At 63.2% G+C, this 23138-nt stretch carries 23 protein-coding genes, 2 tRNA genes and 1 pseudogene; 17 read left to right on the top strand and 9 right to left on the bottom strand.

The genetic code is table 11. The features are described from left to right. On the top strand, positions 1–210 hold a 210-nt coding region (locus LB569_RS03670; protein ID WP_224691135.1), incomplete at its 5' end, for a transposase. 67 nt (positions 211–277) lie between these two features. Here LB569_RS03670 and purN read toward each other — a convergent pair. Both purN and purM read right to left on the bottom strand, forming a co-directional pair. Further along, positions 278–991, bottom strand: a complete 714-nt coding sequence (gene purN, locus LB569_RS03675) for a phosphoribosylglycinamide formyltransferase (RefSeq protein ID WP_224541100.1) — start codon at positions 989–991, stop codon at positions 278–280. Continuing rightward, a complete protein-coding gene (gene purM / locus LB569_RS03680; protein ID WP_224691136.1) occupies positions 988–2097 on the bottom strand; it encodes a phosphoribosylformylglycinamidine cyclo-ligase in 1110 nt (369 codons plus the stop codon). Before purM ends, purN begins: the two co-directional genes overlap by 4 nt. 217 nt (positions 2098–2314) lie before the next feature. Here purM and LB569_RS03685 point away from each other — a divergent pair, with 217 nt between their 5' ends. From LB569_RS03685 to hdaA, 3 genes are all read left to right on the top strand, one after another. Continuing rightward, positions 2315–2869, top strand: coding sequence for a CDP-alcohol phosphatidyltransferase family protein (locus LB569_RS03685; protein WP_224691137.1), 555 nt, complete (start codon positions 2315–2317; stop codon positions 2867–2869). Between the two features lie 79 nt (positions 2870–2948). Further along, positions 2949–4124, top strand: coding sequence for an AI-2E family transporter (locus LB569_RS03690; RefSeq protein ID WP_224691498.1), 1176 nt, complete (start codon positions 2949–2951; stop codon positions 4122–4124). 1 nt (position 4125) lies between these two features. Continuing rightward, entirely contained in the window at positions 4126–4830 is a 705-nt protein-coding gene (hdaA, locus tag LB569_RS03695) for a DnaA regulatory inactivator HdaA (RefSeq protein ID WP_224691138.1), read from the top strand. Positions 4831–5023: 193 nt separating this feature from the next. On the opposite strand, the gene LB569_RS03700 is transcribed toward hdaA, so the two are convergent. Both LB569_RS03700 and LB569_RS03705 read right to left on the bottom strand, forming a co-directional pair. Beyond that, positions 5024–5284, bottom strand: coding sequence for a hypothetical protein (locus tag LB569_RS03700; RefSeq protein ID WP_224691139.1), 261 nt, complete (start codon positions 5282–5284; stop codon positions 5024–5026). Between the two features lie 45 nt (positions 5285–5329). After that, positions 5330–6291, bottom strand: a pseudogene (locus LB569_RS03705) (LysR family transcriptional regulator). A 125-nt stretch (positions 6292–6416) separates the two neighbouring features. On the opposite strand from LB569_RS03705, the gene LB569_RS03710 reads away from it, so the two are divergent. Further along, on the top strand, positions 6417–7283 hold the full coding sequence (locus LB569_RS03710) for an NAD(P)H-binding protein (RefSeq protein WP_224691140.1): 867 nt from the start codon (positions 6417–6419) through the stop codon (positions 7281–7283). 21 nt (positions 7284–7304) lie between these two features. On the opposite strand, the gene LB569_RS03715 is transcribed toward LB569_RS03710, so the two are convergent. Then, positions 7305–7381: transfer RNA gene (locus LB569_RS03715), tRNA-Pro, on the bottom strand. 124 nt (positions 7382–7505) lie between these two features. Here LB569_RS03715 and LB569_RS03720 point away from each other — a divergent pair. Together LB569_RS03720 and LB569_RS03725 are read left to right on the top strand one after the other, a co-directional pair. After that, positions 7506–7811: an ETC complex I subunit gene (locus LB569_RS03720; RefSeq protein WP_127276639.1), complete on the top strand. Its 306-nt coding sequence runs from the start codon at positions 7506–7508 to the stop codon at positions 7809–7811. 44 nt (positions 7812–7855) lie between these two features. After that, positions 7856–7932, top strand: a tRNA-Arg gene (locus tag LB569_RS03725). Between the two features lie 315 nt (positions 7933–8247). Here LB569_RS03725 and LB569_RS03730 read toward each other — a convergent pair. After that, entirely contained in the window at positions 8248–8523 is a 276-nt protein-coding gene (locus LB569_RS03730; protein ID WP_224691141.1) for a hypothetical protein, read from the bottom strand. A gap of 440 nt (positions 8524–8963) precedes the next feature. Between LB569_RS03730 and LB569_RS03735 the strand changes: the two genes are divergently transcribed. From LB569_RS03735 to LB569_RS03755, 5 genes are all read left to right on the top strand, one after another. After that, positions 8964–9305 carry an ArsR/SmtB family transcription factor gene (locus LB569_RS03735; RefSeq protein WP_224541114.1) on the top strand — a complete coding sequence of 114 codons (342 nt, stop codon included), beginning with the start codon at positions 8964–8966 and terminating at the stop codon, positions 9303–9305. 1237 nt (positions 9306–10542) lie between these two features. Beyond that, on the top strand, positions 10543–10761 hold the full coding sequence (locus tag LB569_RS03740; protein ID WP_224541115.1) for a hypothetical protein: 219 nt from the start codon (positions 10543–10545) through the stop codon (positions 10759–10761). A 198-nt stretch (positions 10762–10959) separates the two neighbouring features. Then, complete coding sequence (locus tag LB569_RS03745) at positions 10960–11748, top strand: GGDEF domain-containing protein (RefSeq protein WP_140707228.1); 789 nt, start codon at positions 10960–10962, stop codon at positions 11746–11748. Between the two features lie 318 nt (positions 11749–12066). Further along, positions 12067–12897, top strand: coding sequence for a glycosyltransferase family 4 protein (locus tag LB569_RS03750; protein ID WP_224691142.1), 831 nt, complete (start codon positions 12067–12069; stop codon positions 12895–12897). Positions 12898–13040: 143 nt separating this feature from the next. Beyond that, on the top strand, positions 13041–14267 hold the full coding sequence (locus tag LB569_RS03755) for an anion transporter (protein ID WP_224691143.1): 1227 nt from the start codon (positions 13041–13043) through the stop codon (positions 14265–14267). Positions 14268–14389: 122 nt separating this feature from the next. On the opposite strand, the gene LB569_RS03760 is transcribed toward LB569_RS03755, so the two are convergent. Next, positions 14390–14983, bottom strand: coding sequence for a TetR/AcrR family transcriptional regulator (locus tag LB569_RS03760; protein ID WP_224691144.1), 594 nt, complete (start codon positions 14981–14983; stop codon positions 14390–14392). 84 nt (positions 14984–15067) lie between these two features. Between LB569_RS03760 and LB569_RS03765 the strand changes: the two genes are divergently transcribed. Continuing rightward, a complete protein-coding gene (locus tag LB569_RS03765) occupies positions 15068–15964 on the top strand; it encodes a crotonase/enoyl-CoA hydratase family protein (RefSeq protein ID WP_224691145.1) in 897 nt (298 codons plus the stop codon). Between the two features lie 88 nt (positions 15965–16052). Here the strand turns inward: LB569_RS03765 and LB569_RS03770 are convergent, their stop codons facing one another. Then, positions 16053–17132 (bottom strand): HPP family protein, encoded by a 1080-nt coding sequence (locus tag LB569_RS03770; RefSeq protein ID WP_224691146.1) that lies wholly within the window; start codon positions 17130–17132, stop codon positions 16053–16055. Positions 17133–17339: 207 nt separating this feature from the next. After that, positions 17340–18527, bottom strand: a complete 1188-nt coding sequence (locus tag LB569_RS03775) for a cystathionine beta-lyase (RefSeq protein ID WP_224691147.1) — start codon at positions 18525–18527, stop codon at positions 17340–17342. A 347-nt stretch (positions 18528–18874) separates the two neighbouring features. On the opposite strand from LB569_RS03775, the gene LB569_RS03780 reads away from it, so the two are divergent. The 4 genes from LB569_RS03780 to LB569_RS03795 all read left to right on the top strand — a co-directional run bounded on the left by LB569_RS03780 (position 18875) and on the right by LB569_RS03795 (position 23134). Then, positions 18875–19510, top strand: a complete 636-nt coding sequence (locus tag LB569_RS03780; protein ID WP_140707217.1) for a DUF1326 domain-containing protein — start codon at positions 18875–18877, stop codon at positions 19508–19510. Positions 19511–19519: 9 nt separating this feature from the next. Continuing rightward, positions 19520–20419 carry a DUF2182 domain-containing protein gene (locus tag LB569_RS03785; RefSeq protein WP_224691148.1) on the top strand — a complete coding sequence of 300 codons (900 nt, stop codon included), beginning with the start codon at positions 19520–19522 and terminating at the stop codon, positions 20417–20419. Between the two features lie 436 nt (positions 20420–20855). Further along, positions 20856–21884 (top strand): amino acid ABC transporter substrate-binding protein, encoded by a 1029-nt coding sequence (locus LB569_RS03790; RefSeq protein ID WP_140707213.1) that lies wholly within the window; start codon positions 20856–20858, stop codon positions 21882–21884. A 62-nt stretch (positions 21885–21946) separates the two neighbouring features. Continuing rightward, complete coding sequence (locus tag LB569_RS03795) at positions 21947–23134, top strand: amino acid ABC transporter permease (RefSeq protein ID WP_140707211.1); 1188 nt, start codon at positions 21947–21949, stop codon at positions 23132–23134. The last annotated feature ends 4 nt before the right edge of the window (positions 23135–23138 follow it).

A 23138-nucleotide genomic window follows, 5' to 3' on the forward strand; every position in this document is an offset into this window, starting at 1 on the left:
TCGGCCGGCGCCAGGCTGTTCTTGCTGCCGAAATACTCGCCCGACCTCAACCCGATCGAGAAGCTCTTCGCCAAACTCAAGCATTGGCTGCGCAAGGCTGCCAGGCGAACAGTCGAGGCCGTCTGTGATGCCATCGGCCAAATCCTCGGCACCGTCACTCCAATCGAATGCAGAAATTACTTCATCGAAGCCGGCTATGCGCCAACCTAGATTCATCCCGCTCTAGGTCGCCTTTCGTCCGGATCGCGCTATCGAAAACGTCCATTGGCCTTGGCTCTCAGGGCGTGATCCGCGCCAGATGCTCCAGGTCGGCTTCCTCGCGCAGCGGGTCGGGCGCCATCACCACCGAGGTGCCGTTGTCGGCATCGTCGGCGAAGTGGGCAAGCACCGTGCGGCCGGCCTCCATGCGCGCCTTGCCTTCGGCGACCAGGCCCAGCGCCAGCGGATAGAGCCGGTGCTCGGTTTTCAGCACGCGCGCGGCCAGCGTATCGGCATTGTCGCCGACCATCACCGGCACCGCCGCCTGGGCGATGATCGGGCCGTCATCCATCTCCGACGTGACGAAATGCACGGTGCAGCCATGGATGCGGATGCCGGCGGCCAGCGCGCGCGCATGGGTATCGAGACCCTTGAAGGCAGGCAGCAGGGCAGGGTGGATGTTGATCATGCGGCCCTGCCATTTCTGGACGAAGCCTGATGTCAGGATGCGCATGTAGCCGGCCAACGCCACGATTTCGGTTTTGAAAGCGGCAAGTGCCGCATCGATCGCCGCGTCATGCGCCTGCTTGCTGCCATGGTCGGCGCGGGAAATGACCTGGGTGGCGATGCCGCGTGCCCTGGCGATGCCGAGGCCGGCGGCATCGGCCTTGTCGGAGATGACGCCGACGATCTCGGCCGGGAAGGCCGGATCGCTGGCCGCCGCGATCAGCGCGGTCATGTTGGAGCCGCGCCCCGATATCAGGACGACGGTGCGTTTCCTCTGCGTGCTCATAGGCCGATCGAGCCCCGATAGATGACACCGGCGTCGCGGCGCGGCACGATGCGGCCGATCGGCGTCACCGTCTCGCCGGTTTCCTGCAGCACGGCCGCGACCTGCGCCGCCTGACCCGAAGCGACAGCCAGGATCATGCCGATGCCGCAATTGAAGGTGCGCATCATTTCCTCCGGCGCCACGCCGCCGGTCTTGGCCAGCCACGAGAATACGGGCGGCACGTCGATGGCTTCGAGATCGAGCTCGGCCGAGAAATCCTTGGGCAGCACGCGCGGAATGTTTTCGGGAAAGCCGCCGCCGGTGATATGTGCCAGCGCCTTGATGCCATGCGTGTTGCGGATCGCCTTGAGGATCGATTTCACGTAGATGCGCGTCGGTTCGAGCAGCGCCTGGGCCAGCGTCGCCTCGTCGTTGAACGGCGCTGGATCGCTCCATGCCAGGCCGCTGGCGGCAACGATGCGGCGCACCAGCGAAAAGCCGTTGGAATGGAGGCCGGAGGAGGCAAGGCCGAGCAGCACGTCGCCCTCGACGATATCGTCGGTGGGCAGCAACTGGCCGCGTTCGGCGGCACCCACGGCAAAGCCGGCGAGGTCATAATCCTTGCCGTGATACATGCCGGGCATTTCGGCCGTCTCGCCGCCGATCAGCGCGCAGCCGGCCTGGCGGCAGCCTTCGGCGATACCGCCGACGATCGAAGCGCCCTGGTCCGGATCGAGCTTGCCGGTGGCGAAATAGTCGAGGAAGAACAGCGGCTCGGCGCCTTGTACGACGATGTCGTTGACGCACATGGCGACGAGATCGATGCCGATCGTGTCGTGTTTTCCCGCGTCGATGGCAATCTTCAGCTTGGTGCCGACGCCGTCATTGGCTGCAACCAGCACCGGATCGGTGAAGCCGGCCGCCTTGAGGTCGAACAAACCGCCGAAGCCGCCGATTTCGCCATCGGCGCCCGGCCGGCGCGTCGCGCGCACCAGCGGCTTGATCTTCTCCACCATGAGATTGCCGGCATCGATGTCGACGCCGGCCTCGGCATAGGTGAGCCCGTTTGTGCGCTTGGCCGTTTTATTCTGGCCGGTTTTGGGCTGGCCGGTTTCGCGCTTGCTCATCGCAATTTTCCTGCTCGTTTGCGGGCTCTTCGCATGAACGGTTTCGGTCCGCAAGGATAACGGCCGAACCGGACGCCGTTTGGGCCGACAAAAGCGTGGATAGCCCAAGCTCGATGCACTGTCCCGCCTTGGCCGCGGTCGCGTCATTGTTGCGACGCTTGCGCCAGGCGGTCATCTCCATCATCTATCCCTGACCTGAGAGGACGGGCCCCAGCCTTTGACCATCCCCAACCTGATCACCATCCTGCGCCTTGTGCTGGTGCCCGGCATTGTGCTGGCCATGCTGCAGGCGCGTTGGGACTGGGCCTTTGCCGGCTTCGTCATTGCCGGCATTTCCGACGCCGTCGACGGCTTCATCGCCCGCCGCTTCAACCAGCAGTCGACGCTCGGCGCCTATCTCGATCCGATGGCCGACAAGCTGCTCCTGGTTTCGGTGTTCGTGGTCATGGGCTTCATCGGGCAATTGCCGCTGTGGCTGGTCGTCACCATGGTGTCGCGCGACGCGTTGATCGTCTGCGCGGTCCTGTTGTCCACGGTGATGGCTCATCCGGTCGAGATGAAACCGCTTTTCGTGTCGAAGGCCAATACCGCCATCCAGATCGTGCTGGCGGCGGTCGTGCTGGGCGAACTTGCCTTTGCCGTGCACCTCGACCCCCTGCGGCCAGCCCTCATATTGCTGTCCGGGGTCTTGACCGTGGCTTCGGCCGCGGCCTATCTCGTGGCTTGGCTGAGGCATATGAACGGCTATGGCGAAGGCGGTAAACAGGGCTGACAAGCCCATCGACGGCAAGGCTGTCCGCAAGCCGGCCGCCAGCAAAGCGGTGGCACGGGGCAAGGCTGTCGACGACCAGATGGTCGTCGTCGTGCCGGCCGGCGAGACGGCGGCAGAGGCGGAGGCGTCGTCGACGTTCCGCCGACAGATCTTCTTCTGGCTTGCCGGTGCCGCGATCCTGGCGCTTTTCCTTTATGTCTTCAGCGACATCCTGCTGCCATTCGTCGCCGGCATGGTGCTTGCCTACTTCCTCGATCCGGTCGCCGACCGGTTGCAGCGGCTCGGCCTCAGCCGCCTCATGGCGACGGTGGTCATCCTCATCACCTTCCTCATCGTGCTGGTGCTGGCCTTCGTCATCCTCATTCCGGTGCTGGCGACGCAGATGGCCGATTTCGCGGGCAAGCTGCCGGAGTACCTGACCCGGCTGCAGAGCCTGATCACCTCCTTTGACCCGAAATGGCTGGAACAGAAATTCGGCGTCAACGCCAATGGCCTGCGCGATGGGTTGAACTCGCTGCTGACCTCCGGTTTCGGCCTGCTCACCACGGTTTTCACGTCGATCTGGAGTTCGGGCGTGGCGCTGGTCTCGGTGGTCAGTCTGTTCGTGGTGACGCCGGTCGTGGCCTTCTACATGCTGCTCGACTGGGACCGCATGGTGGCCGTCATCGACAGCTGGGTGCCGCGCGACAACGTGGCGACGGTGCGCGCAATCGCACGCGACATCAACACCGCCACCGCCGGCTTCGTGCGCGGCCAGGGCACGCTGTGCCTTGTCCTGGGCGCCATGTATGCCACCGGCCTGACGTTGACCGGATTGAACTTCGCCATCCTGATCGGCCTGTTCGCCGGGCTGATCTCCTTCATTCCCTATGTCGGCTCACTGACCGGGCTGGTCCTGGCCATCGGCGTCGCCTTCGTCCAATTCTGGCCGGACTGGACGATGATCGTCGCCGTTGCCGTGGTCTTCTTCATCGGCCAGTTCATCGAAGGCAACATCCTGCAGCCCAGGCTGGTCGGCAAAAGCGTCGGCCTGCATCCGGTGTGGCTGATGTTCGCGCTGTTCGCCTTCGGCGCCCTGTTCGGTTTTGTCGGCCTGTTGATTGCCGTTCCGGCATCCGCGGCGGTGGCCGTTCTGGTGCGCTTCGCCATTGCCCGCTATCTGGAATCGCCGCTTTACAAGGGCCACGCGACAGCACCAGCGCCACCGCTGCCGGCCGATCGCGGCGGCGGCCACCGCACGCAACCGCGTCGCTGAAGTGACCGCCCAGCGAACCGATCCGCCGCGCCAGCTGCCGCTCGATCTCGGCCATGGCACTGGCTACTCGCGCGACGAACTGGTCGTCTCCGGCACCAACAACCAGGCCGCCGCACTGGTCGATCGCTGGCCGGATTGGCCAGCACCGGTGGTGGTGCTGGCAGGCCCCGCCGGTTCTGGCAAAACGCATCTGGCCTCGATCTGGCGCGCCCGCGCCAAAGCGGTGGCCGTCGACGCCGGGCGCATGGGCGACGTCATTGCCAATCTCGGTGCGCGGCCGGCGCTGATCGACGATATCGATATCGGCGCGGTCGACGAGCAAGGGCTGTTCCATTTGATCAATGCCGTGCGCGGTGCCGGCTCGACGCTGCTACTGACGGCGCGACGCTTTCCGTCGGCCTGGGGCGTTTCGCTGCCCGATCTGGCCTCGCGGCTGAAGGCGGCGGCGACCGTCGAGATTCACGAACCCGACGATCTCCTGCTCGCCGGCGTCATCACCAAGCTGTTCGCCGACCGTCAGGTCGAGGTCGAGCCGCATGTCGTGCAGTACCTGGTGCGGCGCATCGAGCGTTCGCTGGCAACCGCGATGCGTGTGGTGGAGCGCCTGGACCGCACCGCGCTGGAGCGCAAGATGCCGATCACGAGGACGCTGGCCGCCGAAACCGTCAACGCCATGGACGAGGGGCAGGGCGAATTCGAGATTTAGAGTGCCTCGATGTTTAGCTGGCGGCCCAGCAACCGCCGTCCCATTTCGGGAAATAACGACTGGCACACGTTTTGCAGCGAGAGCTTGCCGGCTGACCCCGGTCCTGGTTGCGTTCCAAACCAGGTTGTAGGCTCGCCGGGAATGAGGTGGTTGGGGTTCTCGCCCGGCGAGCTTGCCTCCACTTGCGGGCCATTCACAGCCACATTCTGACGAAATGCCGGACCAACAGATAGACGGCTGAGTGCGCGGCGATATAGCAGGCCGCGACCACCACAAAAATCCCGATGCTGGCAGGCCAGGAACGGGAAGCGGCCATGCCCGGGGCGAGCCTGGCTTGCCTGCGGCTCTCGCGATTGTTCCACATCGCCAAGGCCGCGCAGGCGATCGCCCACGTCACCATGAAGGGAACCGTCACGCCCGCATAGGCAAAATAGGCCGGCCCGAACAGCGACACCCAAGCATCGATCCCAAGCACCGCAAATCCCCCGTTTGCCGGAGTTTAAGCCGGCAATGGCGAGGGAAGCGAGCCTGAAATTGGCCCAAACCCCTTCGATGTCCGCTCATCCAGATGCGACTGCACGAAATCGATGAAGGCGCGCACCTTGGCCGGCGGCAGGTGGCGCGAAGGGTGGAGCGCGTAGAGCGGAAAGCTCTCGCCGTGCCAGTCCGGCAGGACTTCGACCAGCGCGCCTTGTTGGATGAGAGGCTGGACGCCAATCGCCTTGATCCTGGCGATGCCGACAGCGTCGAGGCAGGCGGCGAGCATCGTGCCGAACTCGGCGACCATAAGCCGGCCCGTGGTCCTGACGTCGACGACCTCATCGCCGCGCCGAAACCGCCACTCCTCGATCGGCTGGCCGGTCAGCGAATCGCGAACCTGGATGCAGGCGTGGTCGAGGAGGTCGGACGGAACGGTGGGATTGCCATGTGTCTTCAGATAGGCCGGTGCGGCAACCGTGATCGTGCGCGTCTCGGTGAGCTTCCTTGCCACAAGCGAAGACATGGGCGGCGTGCCGAAGCGGACAGCGATGTCGAACCCTTCGCCAACCAGATCGCCCAACTGGTCCCGGGCGACCAGTTCCAGCGACAGGTCGGGATAGAGCGCAGGAAGGCGCCGATGTGCGGCGCCAGCAGCTGGCGTGAGAAGAAGGCATCGACATTGACCCGCAACCGGCCACGCACGGCGATCGAGGTGCCGGAGGTCGTCGTCACGGCGTCTTCGATGCCTGTCAGCAACGGCGCGACCTCGGCGTATAGGAGACGACCCTCGTCGGTCAGCGCCACCGCCCTTGTCGTCCGGTCGAGCAGCCGTACCCCGACGCGAGCCTCGAGACGCGAAACCGCGCGGCTGACGCCGGATCGGGACAGGCCGAGCGCGTCCGCGGCTCTCGCAAAGCTTCCGCCTTCGGCGATCGCGGCCAGCACGCCGACATTGGAGATTACGCGCCCATCGAATGCCATGGCACTCACCGTTGATTTCAGATCACCAATCTTATGACTTAATGGCAATCGCTGCAACAGTGAGTGCCGCGCTAGAGATCCGCCATCCCGCATCGCCCGAGACGCGGCAGAGATGGAGACGGATCATGTACGCAATTACTGGCACTACCGGCAAAGTCGGCGGAGCGCTGGCGCGGGCCCTGCTTGCCGCCGGTGAGCGCGTGCGCGCCGTCGTGCGCGACGCCGCCAAAGGCCAGCAATGGGCGGCGCTCGGCTGTGAAGTCGCGATCGCCGCCATGGAGGACGCGGAGGCGCTGACGGAAGCGTTCAAGGGCGCGGAGGCGGCGTTCGTCCTGCCGCCGCCGGTGTTCGATCCCGAGCCCGGCTATCCCGAAGCGCGAGCCGTCATCGACAGTGTCGTGGCGGCGCTGCGGGCCGCGAAACCCAGGAGGGTCGTCTGCCTGTCGACAGTCGGCGCCGACGCGGTCCAGGACAATCTGCTGTCGCAGCGCACGATGATGGAGGCAGCGCTGACCGTACTGCCAATGCCGCTCGCCATCCTGCGGCCGGCCTGGTTCCTGGACAATGCAGCTTGGGACGTAACCTCGGCTCGCGAGATGGGCCTCATCCACAGCTTCCTCCTGCCGACCGAAAGGGCCTTGCCCATGGTCGCGGCGCAGGATGTCGGTCGGCTGGCGGCCGAACTCATGCGCCAGCACTGGACCGGCAGTCGCATCGTCGAACTGGAAGGGCCGAGCCGCGTATCGCCCGAAGACCTTGCCGCCGCTTTCGCCACGGCGCTCGGCAAACCGGTGCGCGCCGTGCCGGTGCCGCGCGAAACCTGGGAAGTGCTTTTCCGTTCGCAAGGCATGAACAACCCGCTGCCCCGCATGCGCATGCTCGACGGCTTCAACGAGGGCTGGATTGCATTCCCCGACGAAGCGAGGACGATCAAGGGCGCCACTAGCATGGCGACCGCGGTTGCGGCTCTCCTGGCCGGCGAGGGCGCCTAGATCGCGTGGGATATGAAGGGATGGTCGGAGTGGAGAGATTCGAACTCCCGACCCTCTGGTCCCAAACCAGATGCGCTACCAGCCTGCGCTACACTCCGAACGGTCTGTTGCCTATTCATTTCGGTGTTACATGGCAAGTGCAAAAACCTTGCCGCCGGTGCCAATGCGCAGTAATGACGGCCCAGGGGCGGCGATGCCGCCTTGCACAACAATGAGGTGGCCATGTCCGCGCGCATTTTCAGCCCAGCCAAAACCGCGATGCAGTCCGGCAAGGCCAAGACCGGCCATTGGGTGCTGGAATTCGATCCCGAGATGCGCAAGAAGATCGACCCTCTGATGGGCTACACGACATCGGGCGACATGAGGAGCCAGATCAGGCTCACTTTCGGCACCAAGGAAGAGGCCGTGGCCTACGCCGAAAAGGAAGGGCTTGCCTTCCGCGTCGAGGAGCCGAAAGAACCCAAGCGCCGCCAGATTTCCTATGCGGAGAATTTCCGCTATGACCGCAGGACGCCCTGGACGCATTGAACTTCGGCCAGCGCCAATATCCAGCCGGCCGTTGGCCGGCCGACGGTCCCGTAGCTCAGCTGGATAGAGCACCGGCCTTCTAAGCCGATGGTCACAGGTTCGAATCCTGTCGGGATCGCCAATCTTTTCAACATCTTAGATGGCATGGACGGGGGCGAAAACATAGCCGTTTACAATCCGTTTACAGGCTTTGTTCGTTTGGTGTTCCGCTCCATGCGCAAAATCACCGCGTCGGAAGCCTGCTGATCGTCGGCCAGATAGTGCCTTTCGAGCACGCCGTTGATCTTTACGCAAAAATAACCTTTGCCGAAATAATCGACTCAAAGATCCGAGCACACTCCAGACCCTGCCTGCTGCTCCCCAAGGACAGCGGGCTTTTTTCTATGCAAAAACCCCGGCTCGATGGCCGGGGCTTCAACGCGTCGATCGGGCAGGATCACTTCGGGCAGTTGGCCGCTTCCTGCTTGGTCGTTGTGCCGTCGGTGGTCGTTGTGGTGCCGTTGGCGCCCGTCTTGCACTTGTCCGGTGCGCCCGATTGATCACCGGAACCACTAGCGTTTGTGGTGCCTGCATTGGTGTTGCCGCTGTTGGTGGCTCCGCCGCTGGCACCATCGGTACCCCCGCTGGCACCGTTGCCCGAACCGTTGGACTGCGCCATCGCCCCGCCAAGCAACCCCAAGGTCAACATTGCTGCCGCGAGAACTCTTACCATCTCTATTCTCCTACCGTCGCTTGATTGCGAACTGATAGGCCAACCTCGATTTTGCACACATGTTCCAAAAATAAAGGCGCAAAAAGTCGCCGAAACCTTGGCCGTCGTTTGCCGTGGCTTCGCGTCACGCCTGAAGAAGACATATGCCAAGCCGACCTTCGCAAAACGCGAGCGCCTCAGTGCAGTGACTGCTACGGTGCCAACCAGCCTGATCCCGATGCTGACTTAATTTGCCAGTCCCATAAAACCAGCCCGCTGGCTCCGGCCGGCGGGTTTTTTTGTGGAACTGACCTTTGCTGACGAAGTTGTTGAGCAGCTCGGTCGTTCCCTCAATCGGGCGTATATTGGAGAGCCCGCCACCGCTCCGCCAGGGTGACGGGCTCTCGATCTTTAGCGGTACAGGCCAAGGGCGAGGGACCGGACGGACTAGATCGGCGCATATGGTTTCGAAAACCTCCAAGGGCAGATGCGTTCAAGCTTGTGAATTCCTTGAGGCAGTCGGCAACCCGACCAGGCTGTTGGTCTTGGCTCATTTGCTCGATGGGGAGCAGTCAGTAAACGAACTGTTGGAGAAGGTAGGTAGCAACCACACCCAAGCGGCGCTCTCCCAAAATCTGGCCAAGCTGCGTAGGGCCGGACTGGTGAGCACCCGGCGGGAAAGCCAGTGGATATACTACTCCTGCGATTCGCCCGCCGTGCGCCAGTTGTTGGCCTTCTTGGAGGATACCTTTGGCGATCTCAGGCCAAAGGCATCCCACCGGGCCGCGCATGTTTCTCGATAGCGATGATATCGAGCCGTTTTGATGCCCTTGACAGAATTCGCATGGAGGGCAGTTTCTGCCCATTGAGGGCAAACGGGGGTCCCATGAGGAAGACATACGAAAAGCCTGAACTGGTGAAGCGCGAACGTCTCTCGGCTGTCACGGCCCTTGGTTCCGGTCCTTCGGTGCCAGTGCTAAAAGAGTAGGAATGCTTGGCCTAAGCGGGCCAGGTAAACCCAGGTTCCGATCCCCTGTCGATATCAGAGCCTTCGCTTGATAGGGTGAGGTGCCCTAGCTGATATGATCGCGCTACTTTTGGAAGACGAAGCCCTCGCCTTGTGCCCGAAGTTGGAACGTTGTCGAGAAACCTTCGCTCTTTCGGCCTTCTAAGCCGATGGTCACAGGTTCGAATCCTGTCGGGATCGCCATAATTTCAAGGGTCCGTTCCGGGCACATGGGTTACGGTTTATACCGGAGATATAGGTAACACTTTTCACCCCTCTTCGTTCTCGCGGATGCGCGCCCGGCCGAGGCTGACATCTGGCGTGTGCAGCGGCGCGAATTCACTTCTCGGTGAGCCTGTCGTCTCCGCAGCGTGGAAATGTCGCGCTCGCCCCTAGCCAAATGGCAGCCGCCCCCGCGGCAGCGGGCTGTTGTGGAACCCAATCCTCCCGACCCTGTTTCTGGCTGGAGAACCAAAGGAGGCCCATGTGGAACCGAAGTCGTCACGTGACATACCAGGCCCAAAGCCCCGCAGGGACAAAGACAGGGATGCCCGAAAGGCGGTTGCCAGAACACCTGACAAAACCAACGATTGGGACCGTGACGCCGTGCATGGGGATGGCGACACGATCGCCATTGAGCCTGAGCCGGGCGTGGAGTCGAAATAGCATCCGGTGGGGAAACATGATCCAGAGTGCCGAGGTCGGGCACAATTCCAGCGGGCCAGCCTGATTGACGGCCAAAAAACCGCCGCTTCGTTCGGATCGCCTCGATTTCAAACGCATGAGCCGATGCGGTCACTTATTTCACCCTTTCCCAACAGTGCTGCCACGGCAGGTAACGAAAGCCACACGGGGCCAGACCCACGCGTGGCTCGCTTGGAATTATTTCGTGATCTGGCCCCGTTGGAACCTTGGCCAAAACTACACGTTCGGGGGCGTTGTATTCGTCAAGCCTCATATAAAGACCTCATAAAGACATGTGCGGTTCGGCGAAGGAGGTGGGGCAAACAAGCGCGGGTTGGGAAGGATAAGCCATGTCGAAACGTGAAATTGGAACGTCCCCTGCCTTGGGGCGGCGTATCGCCGAACTCAGGGAACGTATGCAGAATGCCGAAATTTCGGGCCACGAGATGAAAACATTTCACAAGGTCGCCACCATAATGGGGGCTGGCGACGGTTCCTTGCGACTCGATGCCGACGATCTGATCGCGGCATCCTTCGTGGTCGAGGCGGTTGGTCCGGCGTCCAACTGACTTCGGAATTTTCGTTATTCGAAAATCCGCTGATCAAATCCGCTTCCATCAGCGGGGCACGGCCGCCTGTCGGCGATCGTGCCCCGCTCGCATTTCCTCATCGTCTTTCCGCCACCCGATCTCGAATTGGAAGAAAAGTCTTATCATTTTGTTTGCGTTGGCGCGTCATAGTAGGGGCCGCTAACGGAGTGGAAGAGGATGAAGCTGGACCTGTCGCCGACCAGCTGGGGCAGGGTGATCGCCGTCACCGCCGCCGGCACGGCATTCTTCATTGCGGTGGCGTTTTTCGTCGATTCGTTCAATTTCCCCTATCTTTCGCCCGAGGCTGTCAGGCGCGCGCAACTGACCGACCTGCTGCTGCCCCTCGTGCTGGGTGGCTCGTTTCTGTTTTTCCTGATGTGGAAGATCCGTCAGCTGGCCATTGCCCAGCGCGACCTCAGCGTCATCGCCGCGACCGACAGCCTGACGGCGGTGCTGAACCGAGGCGCCTTCTCGATGCTGGTCGAGGCCTATCTCGAGCAGACCCGCAAGCCCGAAGAGACCCGTTCCGGCGCGCTGCTGATCATCGACGCCGACCACTTCAAGGCGATCAACGACCGCCTGGGCCACGACTGCGGCGACCAGGCGCTCAGACTGATCGCGCAGGCGATCAAGGGTCAGCTGCGCGGCAGCGACATCGTCGGCCGGATCGGTGGTGAGGAGTTCGGCGTGTTTCTGCCGGGTGTCGACCCCTCGCAATCCTGGCTGATCGCCGAAAGCATCCGCCGACGGATTCGCGAAATGGACTTTTCGCCCGGCGGCCTCTCCTGTCCGCTTTCCGTCAGCATCGGCGGCACCAGCTTCAGCGGGCCGACCACCTACGAGGCGATATTCTCCGCCGCCGACAGAAGGCTTTATGCCGCTAAGTCGAACGGACGCGATCAGGTCAGCTTCGATCCGGCGGAAGCCTCGCTGGTGTCTCAGCCCAGCGCCGCCACCGTGCATTGAGGGTTAGGACTGCAACGGGCTGATACTGGCCGCTGCCTTGGCACTCAGCGGACGCTTGCTTGCCTCTATGCTTTCTCAGCGCAAGTGATGTATGAGGCGTCGCCGAAAACATTCGGCCACGGCCTTGGGTGCGGGCAACTGAATGGCGAGACGTCCAGGTAGAGCTCGGTAAGCACCGCAACCATGATCCATTTGTTCAACGGCTTTCAGAACCCGTTTGGCGGCAGTGAGCGCGAAACGCTGGAGTTGTATCGGTTGTTGAGCGCCGATTCGCGGGTGCATCTCTGGGCAACCTCGTCACGCGCGTCCAAAGACTTGATGCGGGAATTTCCGATACGCCGCGTCTCGCCGGCAACACGCAATGTGCCGGATGGCGGCACCTATGTCTTTCTTGGCGCGCATTGGCGCAACAAGCTGTGGCCTTATCTGATCGCGCGGCCGCGCCGGCTGATCTATGTCTTCAACACCTTTCATCCCAAGGTCATGGCGCTGACGACGCGCAGGCAGCGGCTGCTGGGCTGGCCAGCTGCCGAACTGGTGCTGATCTCCGACTTTCAGAAGCGCATGCTGCGGGCCGAAGGCGTCGTCCATCCCTCGCCAATCGATATCGGTCGCTTCTCGCCACGGCGGGCAGGGTCAAATGGTCCGTTCACGGTGGGGCGGCTGAGCCGTGACACCGCGGACAAGCATCATGCCGACGACGTGGCGCTCTATGAGGCGCTGCTGGCCGATGGCGATGTGGTGCGAATCCAGGGCGGCATGCCGCTCAAGGACAGGCTCGCGCCGCATTCGCAGCTCGAACTGCTGCCGCAAGGTGAATTTGCCGCCGAACGGTTTCTGCCGACACTCGACGTGTTCTACTATCGCACCAGCTCTCATGTGGTGGAGACGTTCGGCCGCGTGGTGTTGGAGGCGATGGCCTGCGGCCTGCCGGTGGTCTGTCATTCGCATGGCGGTTACGTCGACCATATCCGCCATGGTGAAAACGGCTTCCTGTTCGAAACGTCGCAACAGGCGGCGAGGATTCTTGCGAACCTCAAAGCCGATCCGGGCCTGCGGGCGACGGTTGGTCGCAAGGCGCGGCAGACCGTCGAGCAGCTGTTTTCGCCGCAGGCGTTGCAGGAACGGCTGGATTTCTACCGGCGGTAGCGGCGTCCGCCGTCTGGCCTGCCAGATCCTCGCGGCCAACAATCCACATTTGGCATCGATCCCGACATCGGGCTAAAGCTGGCATCACGTGAATCACGGGCGGCCGGCATCGGTGCGCAACAGATCGAGCAGGGCTTCTACCGATGACACTGATGGGCGCGGCGGCACTGCTGATCCTGGTCCTGACTTACGCCGGCGTCGCCATCGGCCGCATCCCCGGCTTGCGGCTCGACCGGGCCGGCATTGCGCTGCTTGGCGGCGCGGCGATGATCGCGATCGGCGCGCTCAGCATGGAGGACGCCTATCGCGCCATCAATTTCGACACCATCACGCTTCTGCTCGGCATGATGATCGTGGTGGCGCATCTGAAGGTGTCGGGCGCTTTTAGAGGTCTTGGCGCCATCGCCATCGAGCACGCGCACGCACCGTTCATGCTGCTGGTGATGGTGACGCTTCTGACCGGCGTGCTGTCGGCCTTCCTGGTCAACGACGCCATCTGCCTGGTCATGGCGCCGATCGTCGTCCACGTCACCCGCGTCATCAACCGTAACCCGATCCCCTATCTGATCGCCACCGCCACCGCTTCGAACTGCGGCAGCGTCGCCACCATCACCGGCAATCCGCAGAACATGGTCATCGGCGCATTGTCGGGCATTTCCTATCCGGCCTTTTCGGCCGCGCTGGCGCCGGTCGCTCTGTTCGGCCTCGTCGCGGTCATCGTCATCGTGCGCATCGTCTACCGCGCCGAATTCACGCGCAACGGCGAACTGACGCCGCATGTCTCGCGTGGCCGCATGCATCGCGGCCAGGTGCTGAAGGCGGTGGTCGTCTGCATAGGACTGGCAATCGCCTTCTTCGCCGGCGTTCCCGTGGCCAAGGCGGCGCTCATCGGCGGCGCCATCCTGCTGCTCACCCGCGCCATCAAGCCGGAACGCATCTATCGCGAGATCGACGGGCCGTTGCTGTTCATGTTCGCCGGTCTGTTCGTGGTGGTTGCCGGCGCCGAAAAGACGCTGCTGACGCCGGACATGATCGCCTCGGCCAAGAACATCGGGCTCGACGACGTCTGGAGGCTGTCTGGTTTCACCGCCGTGCTGTCCAACATCATGAGCAATGTTCCGGCCGTGCTGGCGCTCAGGCCATTCATACCCGGCCTGGAAAACCCCGAGCGCGCCTGGCTGGTCGTGGCGATGAGTTCGACGCTCGCCGGTAACTTCACGCTGCTCGGCTCGGTCGCCAACCTGATCGTTGCCGAACAGGCGCGTGCCTCGGGCACGCAGCTTTCGTTTGGCGCTTTCTTCAAGGTCGGTCTGCCACTGACGCTGATCACGCTCCTGGCCGGCACGGCATGGCTGGCGTTCGGGGCCTAGAGCCGTTCCGCATTTCACGGAATCGCCGAACGGCTCCAACTCTTTGTTCTTACGCAATTCCCAAGGGGAAGCGCTACGCGCTTCTCCCGGGAAAACCGTTTCACACTTTTCCTGGAATTGCTCTAGCCCTGGACCTGGCTGACCGACATCCGCGCCCTGACCAGCGTCGCCGCGGCTCGCCCCGCGGCTTCGACGTAGTCGGGATTGCGATGGATCAGCATGATTGAAAAGCAGCCGTCTATCAGCAGCACGATTTCGCGGGCCAGTGCCCGCGGCTCCTCGATATCGTGCCCGGACAATTCCGTGCCCAGCCATGTCTCGAAGTTGGATTTGTGCCGCGCCCCGGCTTTGACCGCCGGGTGTCCAGGCATCGAGGCAAGTTCGGCGGCGGTGCGCAGGAAGCCGCACCCCTTCCATTTCGGATGGCGCGTGGCGCGGGCCAGATTGGTGAAGATGGCTTCGACCTTTTTGTCCACGCCGCCTTGTCCGGCCTCGAACCAGCCGGCCATCCGTTTCAGATTGGGCTGATCGCGGCCGTCGAGATAGGCCGCGATGAGATCGTCCTTGCTCTTGAAGTGGTAGTAGAGCGTCCGCTTGGTGAGGCCCGCTTCCTCGGCCACGGCGTCGACACTGACACGGCCGATCCCTTCCGCGTAGAACAATCTGGTGGCGGCATCGACGATGCGCTTGCGGGTGGGGCTTTGTGCTTCTGGCATGAGTCTAAGTATACCGACTAGTGAATATACACAAGGTGCGAACGGCGTACCTTCCATCTCGTCAACATGCTGGAAGGAAGCCAAATGACCGATCTTGTCCTGAACCAAGCCAGCGATGGCATTGCCGTCCTGTCCCTCAACCGGCCGGAAAAGCTGAACGCGTTGAACTATGCCCTGATCGACCGCTTGCTCGCGATCCTCGACGATATCGAAGTAGACGATGGTATCCGGGCGGTCATTCTGACGGGAGCGGGCGAGCGGGCCTTCTCGGCGGGCGCCGACATCGAGGAGTTCTCGGCCAGCGTGGCGCTGGGCACCGACGTCGCGCTGCGCGACTTCGTCATGCGCGGACAGCGGCTGACGGCAAGGCTGGAAGCCTTTCGCAAGCCTGTCATCGCAGCCGTCAACGGGATTGCCTTCGGCGGCGGCTGCGAGATCACCGAGGCCGTGCCGCTGGCGATCGCCAGCGAGCGCGCGCTGTTCGCCAAACCGGAGATCAACCTCGCAATGCCGCCGACCTTCGGCGGTACGCAACGCCTGCCCAGGCTCGCCGGGCGCAAGCGCGCGCTCGAACTTCTCTTGACCGGCGACTGGTTCCCGCCACCGCGGGCCCTCGAACTTGGCCTCGTGAACCAGGTGGTTGCCCATGACGATCTGATGCCGGCTGCTTTCAATCTCGCCAGGCGGATCCTTCGGCACTCCGGGCTGGCGGTCGCGGCGATCCTTGCGGCGGTGGCGCGCGGGCTCAACCACAGCATTGCCGAAGGCTTGCTGGTCGAGGCAGAGCAGTTCGCCCGCATGGCCCCGACAGCCGATTTGCGCGAGGCGCTGGATACCTGGATCAGCAGACAGAGGCCCGGACACGACGGTTCGTGGACGCATGTCGCGCGACCCGATGAGGCACGGCGGGCCTCCTCGGCCCTGGATCACGGCGCCACCAGCAAGCGTTCCTTCATATTGGGATGGAAGCGGCAGAAATAGTCGATGCTTTCCGCCGCCGGATTGGCGAAGGCGCTGACATAGGCGTCCAAAGGTTCCGGATCGGCAGGATCGATCCAGGCTCGCTATTCTAGGCCGCGGCCAATCCCTTGTCCGCCGTCTGCACGCGCGCGGCCGCCGCCAAAAGGTCGGTCTGCGTGATCAGGCCAAGAATGCGCCGCTCCGCATCGACGATGACCACGGCATGGCTGCGGCCATCGGTCAGCATCGGAAGCAGGCTCATCGCCGGCGTCTCGGGCGAGGCGGTGCCGGCTTTCGCCATCACGCCCTTCACCGTGTCCGTGGCTTTCGTCAGCTCGCGCAGGCCCACCGCGCCAACCAGCCGCGCATCCGCGTCGACCACCGGCAAGGTGCGGATATTGTGATCGAGCAGTTGCTGGCGTGCCGCGTCGGCCGAGGCTTGCTCGGCCACCGAAACCACGTCGCGCGACATGATGTCCTCGCACAACAGCGTCCGGTGCGAGCGCACCATGGCCTGCAGCTCAACCTGCCGCAGCAGCCTTTCGAGGTCGTCACGGTCGATGTCGAAGGTTTCGTCGAGCGCCGTCAGCGCGGCATCGATGTCCTCGGGCCGGAAGCCGGCGCGCTGTTGGGCCGGCGGATCGGCGGTGCCGTGGCTGTTCGCGGCGGGGGCGGCGACATGCGGGTAGCTGCGTCGTGCCAGCTTGTGGAAAAGGAAGCCCAACGCGACCAGGATGGTCGAATTCAGGGCCACCGGCACGAACGGAAACAGGAAGCCCGCGCTGATGACGGCCGGTCCGCCAAGCACCGCCGTCAACGCGGCTGCACCGCCTGGCGGATGCAGGCAGCGCGTGAACGACATCGCGGCGATGGCGAGCGCCACCGCGAGGCCCGATGCCATCACCGGGTCATGGATGAAATGCGCGACGGTGACGCCGACCAGCGCCGATATCGAATTGCCGCCGATGATCGACCAGGGCTGCGCCAGCGGGCTCGCGGGGACGGCAAACAGAAGCACGGCCGACGCGCCCATCGGCGCGACCAGCAGGGCCACATGCGGCCCGCCGCCCATCGCCAGCCCGCTGATCACGCCCGTCAGGGCGATGCCGATCGTGGCGCCGATACACGCCAGGAGGCGTTCGCGCAGCGTCGCGCCGGCAAGGATGGGGACAAAAAGACGAAAGGCCATTGGAAAACTTTGCGAGGACTGGATCTGTCGAGAATGCGTGCGGCACGCAATGCAGCCGAATTCGCCGATTTGAAAGTCAAACAAATCCGCAAAGTCATGACGTGAGAGAATAATATTGCGCGCCGGCCTTCGCCGGCGTGCTGGCAGCGGCTTGCGCTTTGTCATCAGCGTCAAGGGCTTGCGGCCCTTTGCTGACTCTGTTTGAGATCAATCCGCGCGTGCCGCTGCCGCCAGCCCGCGCATGATGTCGGCTTTCAGGTCGTCGACATCCTCGAGGCCGATCTGCAGGCGGATCAAGGGACCCTCGTAGGAGGCTTTCGCGACGACGCGGTCGCCAAGCCAGACCGGCACCGCGAGGCTCTCATACCCGCCCCAGGAATAGCCGAGCCCGAAGATTTTCAGCGCATCGAGGAAGGCGTGCTGCTGCTTCTGACCGCCGCCGGCAAGCACGATGGAAAAGATGCCGCTCGAACCGCGGAAGTCGCGCTTCCAGAGATCGTGGTCCGGATGGCTGGGCAGGGCGGGGTGCAGCACCCGCGCCACGCCCTTCTGGCCTTCCAGCCACGACGCGATGGCCAGCGCGCTGCGCTGATGGTGATCGAGGCGTACGCCCATCGTGCGCAGGCCACGCAGCACCTGATAGACGTCGTCGGGACCCGCGCAGCAGCCAAGCGTGCAAAAGCTCTCGTAGAGCTGCTTCCAGCAGGCCTCATTGGCGGAAACGGTGCCGAGCAGCACGTCGGAATGGCCGGCCGGATATTTCGTCGCCGCGTGGATAGAGATGTCGACACCGTGGTCGAGCGGCCGGAAATAGAGCGGCGTGGCCCAGGTGTTGTCCATCATCACGATGGCGCCGGCCGCGTGCGCCGCCTTGGCGATCGCCGGGATGTCCTGCACCTCGAACGTGTTGGAGGCCGGCGATTCGGTGAACACCACCTTGGTGTTCGGCTTGATCAACGCCGCGATGCCCGCGCCGATTTCAGGCGCATAATACTCGACCTCGACGCCCAGCCGCGTCAGCATCGTGTCGGCGAAGTTCCTCGTTGGGTGATAGACGGAATCGACGATCAGCAGATGGTCGCCGGCCGACACGAAGGCGAGCAGCGGGATGGTCACCGCCGCCAGGCCCGAGGGCACCGCGATCGTGCCGGCCGAGCCTTCCAGCGCGTCCATGGCCTGGGTAAGGGCATCGGTCGTCGGCGTGCCGCGCGTGCCGTAAGTGTATTTCTGGCTGCGTCCTGCCATCGCCGCGGCATTGGGAAACAGCACGGTCGAGGCATGCACCACCGGCGGGTTGACGAAGCCGAAATAGTCATGCGGGTTGTTGCCTGAATGGGCAAGCAGCGTGTTGATGCCCACCTTGCCGGAACCCTGCTTGCCGCCGTCTTTCGCCATTCTTGGTCGCCTTGTTTTGACAAGGCGCTAGCCATAGTGCGGCGTCGTGGGCCGTGCAACAGCCCTCCGCCCGCCAGGAATGGACTTCGAATATGCCAATTCCCGGGCTGAAAGACACCTCCGTGATCACGTCCTGAACCTTTCCAGCCACCGGCGGCGGGCGTCGTCGGAAGCTCGGTTATCAACCGGGCAACCTATTGTAGCCGGCTGCAAAAGATATATAATCAATTCCTAATACTAATCGCCGGATTGCCTCGATCAGATGCGCCGGATGGTTCTTCGCCGGCTACCTCCTGGTCTCCGATCCGGGTTCGCGCTCCACCGAGCGCGGCAAGGGGAGGAATGCCATGCCTGACGTCAAATGGACAATGAAGGCGCGCGAATTCATCAACTGCAATTGCGCCTATGGCTGCCCGTGCCAGTTCAACGCCATGCCGACATACGGATTCTGCCAGGCCGTCGCCGGCATGGAGATCGAAACCGGCCATCATGGCGACACCAAGCTCGACGGGTTGCGCTTCGTCGGCATTTTCAGTTGGCCCGGCGCCATACACCAGGGCAGAGGTCAGGCCGCGGTGGTTATCGACGAGAGGGCCAGCGAAGCTCAGCGTGAAGCCCTGCTTCGCATACTGGGCGGTCAGGACACCGAGCCGGGCGCGACGATATTCCAGGTCTTTTCGACCACGCTGGAAAAATTCCACGATCCGATCTTCGCCGCGATCGATTTCGAGGTCGACGTCGGCGCGCGAACCGGCCGGCTGCACGTCAAGGGCGTAACCGACGGCCATGGCGAGCCGATCAAGAACCCCGTTACCGGCGCCGAGCACCGGGCGCGCATCGACTTGCCGCATGGCTTCGAATACGCGATCGCCGAGATTGGGCGCGGCTGGACCAAGGCGACGGGGCCGATCAAGTTCGAGGTGGCCGACACGCACAGCCATTTCGCCAATCTGCATCTCACGCAGAGCGGCGTCGTGCATTGACCTGACGCAATGGGCGACACGGCTCTCGAGGCGGTGCTGCGGCGCGACCGCGCGGTCGTGACGGCCGCGCTCGTCGTGATCACCGTGCTCGCCTGGGCCTATGTCTTGTGGCTCGCCGCCGACATGGTCATGCCTGTTACTCCCGCCTCGGATAGCGCGGCGGGCGACATGGCAGGGATGGACATGTCGAACATGAGCGGCATGGACATGGGCGGCAAGGACATGAGCGGCAATGACATGGGCGGCATGGATATGAGCGCCGCCATGGAGCCGGGTTTGCGGGCCTGGGCAACGGCCGATTTCGCTTTCATCTTCACGATGTGGGCGGTGATGATGGTCGGCATGATGACGCCTTCGGTCGCGCCGATGCTGCTGCTCTATGCCGGCGTCGGCCGCAAGGCGCTGGCGGATGGCAGCCCCATCGCTTCGACGGCGTGGTTTTTTACCGGCTATCTCGTCGTCTGGGTCGCCTTCAGCATCGTGGCGACCGGTGCGCAATGGCTGCTCGCCCGTCTCGCTTTGCTCAATGCCTCGATGGCGACCGACAGCGCGGTCCTCGGAGGCCTCGTCCTGATCGCCGCCGGCCTCTATCAATGGGCACCGATCAAGGGCGTTTGCCTGCGCCAATGTCAGGCGCCGATCGCGTTCCTGGCCAGCCACGGTGGGTTCCGCACCACCGCGCCCGGCGCGCTTCGGCTCGGCATCGATCACGGCGCCTATTGTCTCGGCTGCTGCTGGGCGCTGATGGCCCTGCTGTTCGTCGGCGGTGTCATGAACGTTCTGTGGATCGCCGGCATCGCCATCCTCGTTCTCCTGGAGAAGATGATCCCGACCGGGCAGTTGATCCCGCGCCTCTCCGGGGCATTGATGGCCGCGATCGGCGTCTGGCTCGTCTTTCCTCCGCTTTGAGCGTGGGCACCGGCTTTTGTCCGCAAGCAATATTGCCCGGCAATCGCCTGGTAACGGTCAGACGGCGACCTTCCGCCACGTCAATTCAATGCGCGCCCACTTCAGTAACGTGGAGGTATTTCTGATGACGGATTTCATCGCCGCGACCCGCCTTTGCGTCAAATGAGCTTTGCCGATTTAATTCGCGCTTCCGATTAAATCGGGGGCGCGTCCGTCTGCAATTCAGGCATTTCCGGCTATCGATTTTCAAACGGGTTCGGTTTCGGTCATTTTCCTTGACCTCACAGGAATTATCGCCTTCGATGCTGTTCGTGAATGCTAGGCGGCGCGTCGATTTGCGATGCGGGGTTTCGGGAATGGGCCGGGATGGGAGCTGCGTTCACACGGGAGAAAAAGATCAGGGTTTTGCCTGAAAACAGAAAAGGGTCTGTGGGTCATGAAACATATTGCTATCGGCATTCTTGGCGCCGCCACGCTTGGATTGATGGCGTCGGCCGCTTCGGCCGGCACGCTCGACACTGTCAAGGCGAAGGGCTTCATCCAGTGCGGTGTCTCGACCGGTTTGGCCGGCTTCTCGGCACCCGACGACAAGGGTGATTGGCAAGGCATCGACGCCGATTTCTGCCGCGCCGTCGCGGCCGCCGTCTTCGGTGACGGCACCAAGGTCAAGTTCACGCCGCTCAGCGCCAAGGAACGCTTCACCGCGCTACAGTCGGGCGAGGTCGATATCCTGTCGCGCAACACCACCTGGACCATCAACCGCGACACCGCGCTTGGCCTGAATTTCATCGGCGTCACCTACTATGACGGCCAGGGTTTCATGATCAACGCCAAGAAGCTGCCGGGCGTCAATTCCGCGCTGCAGCTTTCGGGCGCCGCCGTCTGCGTGCAGAGCGGCACCACCACCGAGCTCAACCTCGCCGACTACTTCAAGGCGAACAAGATGGAGTACAATCCGGTCGTCTTCGAGAAGCTGGAAGAGGTCAACGCCGCCTATGATGCCGGCCGCTGCGACGTCTATACCACCGACCAGTCGGGCCTCTACGGCATTCGGCTGACGCTCGGCTCGCCGGCCGATCACGTCGTGCTGCCCGAGATCATCTCCAAAGAGCCGCTCGGACCCGCCGTCCGCCAGGGCGACGACCAGTGGTACCACATCGTCAAGTGGACCTATTTCGCGCTCCTCGACGCCGAGGAACTCGGCATCACCAAGGCCAATGTCGACGAGATGAAGAACTCCGCCAGCCCGGAAATCAAGCGCGTGCTCGGCCAGGAAGCCGACACCAAGATTGGCACCGATCTCGGCGTCTCCAATGACTGGGTGGTCAACATCGTCAAGGCCACCGGCAATTACGGCGAGATGTTCGACCGCAACGTCGGTTCGGGCAGCCCGCTGAAGATCGCCCGTGGCATCAATGCGCTGTGGACCAAGGGCGGCCTGCAATACGCTCCGCCGATCCGCTGATCGAAATGTGATCCGGAAGGCAGGCACCTGCCTTCCGGTTTCTCTTTCACAGGGGACGTGAAATGGCATCGCAGGAAATTCTACGCGAGGAGCCGAGCCGCGGCTCCTTCGTCAATGACCCGAGAATACGCGGTCTGTTCTTCCAGACGCTGGTCGTCATCGTGCTGTTCGGCTCCGTCTGGTGGATCGTGCAAAACGTCATCGACAATCTGCAGCGCCTGCACATCGCCTCCGGTTTCGGCTTCCTCAAGGGGCGCGCCGGCTTCGACATCTCCGACACGCCGATCGCCTACACATCGGATTCGACCTATGGCCGCGCCATCGTCGTCGGCCTCATCAACACCATCATCGTCGCCGTCGCCGGCATCATCACCGCCACCATCATCGGCTTCGTCATCGGCATCGGGCGGCTGTCGCAGAACTGGCTGATCCAGAAGATCTGCACGGTCTATGTCGAGATTTTCCGCAACATCCCGCCGCTGCTGGTCATCTTCTTCTGGTATTCGGGCGTGCTCGCCGTGCTGCCGGCGCCGCGCGACTCCTATCATCTGCCGTTCGGATCCTTCCTGAACCAGCGCGGCTTCTATTTCCCGCGCGCCGTCTGGGGCGAGGGCTCCTGGCTGATCCTGGTTGCGCTCATTGTCGGCATCGCCATGGCCTGGTTCGTCGCCCGCACGGCGCGTCAGCGGCAGATGGCGACAGGCCAGCAATTTCCCGTGTTCTGGACTTCCGCCGCGCTGATCGTCGGCCTGCCGCTGCTGGCTTACGTGCTGAGCGGCTTTCCATTGAGCTTCGATCTGCCGAAGCAGTCGACCTTCAACCTGACCGGCGGCTTTCAGGTCAAGCCGGAGTTCCTGTCGCTCTATCTGGCGTTGTCCTGCTACACGGCGGCCTTCATCGCCGAAATCGTGCGTGCCGGCATCAGGGGCGTCAGCAAGGGGCAGACCGAGGCGGCCGCCGCGCTTGGCCTGCGGTCCGGATCGATCCTGCGGCTGGTCGTGGTGCCGCAGGCCATGCGCATCGTCATTCCGCCGCTGACCAGCCAGTATCTCAACCTGACCAAGAACTCCTCGCTGGCGATCGCCATCGGCTATCCCGACCTGACGGCGACCGCCGGCACGGTTCTGAACCAGACCGGACAAGCGGTCGAGGGCGTGCTGATCATGATGATCGCTTATCTCATACTCAGCCTGGTGACCTCGGCCGTCATGAACGTGGTCAACGCCAGAATGGCGCTGGTGGAGAGGTAGGACC

Source organism: Mesorhizobium sp. BH1-1-4 (assembly GCF_020165665.1).
In the GTDB taxonomy this organism is placed as follows: Bacteria; Pseudomonadota; Alphaproteobacteria; order Rhizobiales; family Rhizobiaceae; genus Mesorhizobium.

Coding starts and splice junctions, on each gene's coding strand:
- purN (WP_224541100.1), bottom strand. CDS start 991: ATGAGCACGCAGAGGAAACGCACCGTCGTCCTGATATCGGGGCGCGGC.
- purM (WP_224691136.1), bottom strand. CDS start 2,097: ATGAGCAAGCGCGAAACCGGCCAGCCCAAAACCGGCCAGAATAAAACG.
- LB569_RS03690 (WP_224691498.1), top strand. CDS start 2,949: ATGGTCGTCGTCGTGCCGGCCGGCGAGACGGCGGCAGAGGCGGAGGCG.
- LB569_RS03710 (WP_224691140.1), top strand. CDS start 6,417: ATGTACGCAATTACTGGCACTACCGGCAAAGTCGGCGGAGCGCTGGCG.
- LB569_RS03720 (WP_127276639.1), top strand. CDS start 7,506: ATGTCCGCGCGCATTTTCAGCCCAGCCAAAACCGCGATGCAGTCCGGC.
- LB569_RS03730 (WP_224691141.1), bottom strand. CDS start 8,523: ATGGTAAGAGTTCTCGCGGCAGCAATGTTGACCTTGGGGTTGCTTGGC.
- LB569_RS03735 (WP_224541114.1), top strand. CDS start 8,964: ATGGTTTCGAAAACCTCCAAGGGCAGATGCGTTCAAGCTTGTGAATTC.
- LB569_RS03740 (WP_224541115.1), top strand. CDS start 10,543: ATGTCGAAACGTGAAATTGGAACGTCCCCTGCCTTGGGGCGGCGTATC.
- LB569_RS03745 (WP_140707228.1), top strand. CDS start 10,960: ATGAAGCTGGACCTGTCGCCGACCAGCTGGGGCAGGGTGATCGCCGTC.
- LB569_RS03750 (WP_224691142.1), top strand. CDS start 12,067: ATGCGGGAATTTCCGATACGCCGCGTCTCGCCGGCAACACGCAATGTG.
- LB569_RS03755 (WP_224691143.1), top strand. CDS start 13,041: ATGACACTGATGGGCGCGGCGGCACTGCTGATCCTGGTCCTGACTTAC.
- LB569_RS03760 (WP_224691144.1), bottom strand. CDS start 14,983: ATGCCAGAAGCACAAAGCCCCACCCGCAAGCGCATCGTCGATGCCGCC.
- LB569_RS03765 (WP_224691145.1), top strand. CDS start 15,068: ATGACCGATCTTGTCCTGAACCAAGCCAGCGATGGCATTGCCGTCCTG.
- LB569_RS03770 (WP_224691146.1), bottom strand. CDS start 17,132: ATGGCCTTTCGTCTTTTTGTCCCCATCCTTGCCGGCGCGACGCTGCGC.
- LB569_RS03775 (WP_224691147.1), bottom strand. CDS start 18,527: ATGGCGAAAGACGGCGGCAAGCAGGGTTCCGGCAAGGTGGGCATCAAC.
- LB569_RS03780 (WP_140707217.1), top strand. CDS start 18,875: ATGCCTGACGTCAAATGGACAATGAAGGCGCGCGAATTCATCAACTGC.
- LB569_RS03785 (WP_224691148.1), top strand. CDS start 19,520: ATGGGCGACACGGCTCTCGAGGCGGTGCTGCGGCGCGACCGCGCGGTC.
- LB569_RS03790 (WP_140707213.1), top strand. CDS start 20,856: ATGAAACATATTGCTATCGGCATTCTTGGCGCCGCCACGCTTGGATTG.
- LB569_RS03795 (WP_140707211.1), top strand. CDS start 21,947: ATGGCATCGCAGGAAATTCTACGCGAGGAGCCGAGCCGCGGCTCCTTC.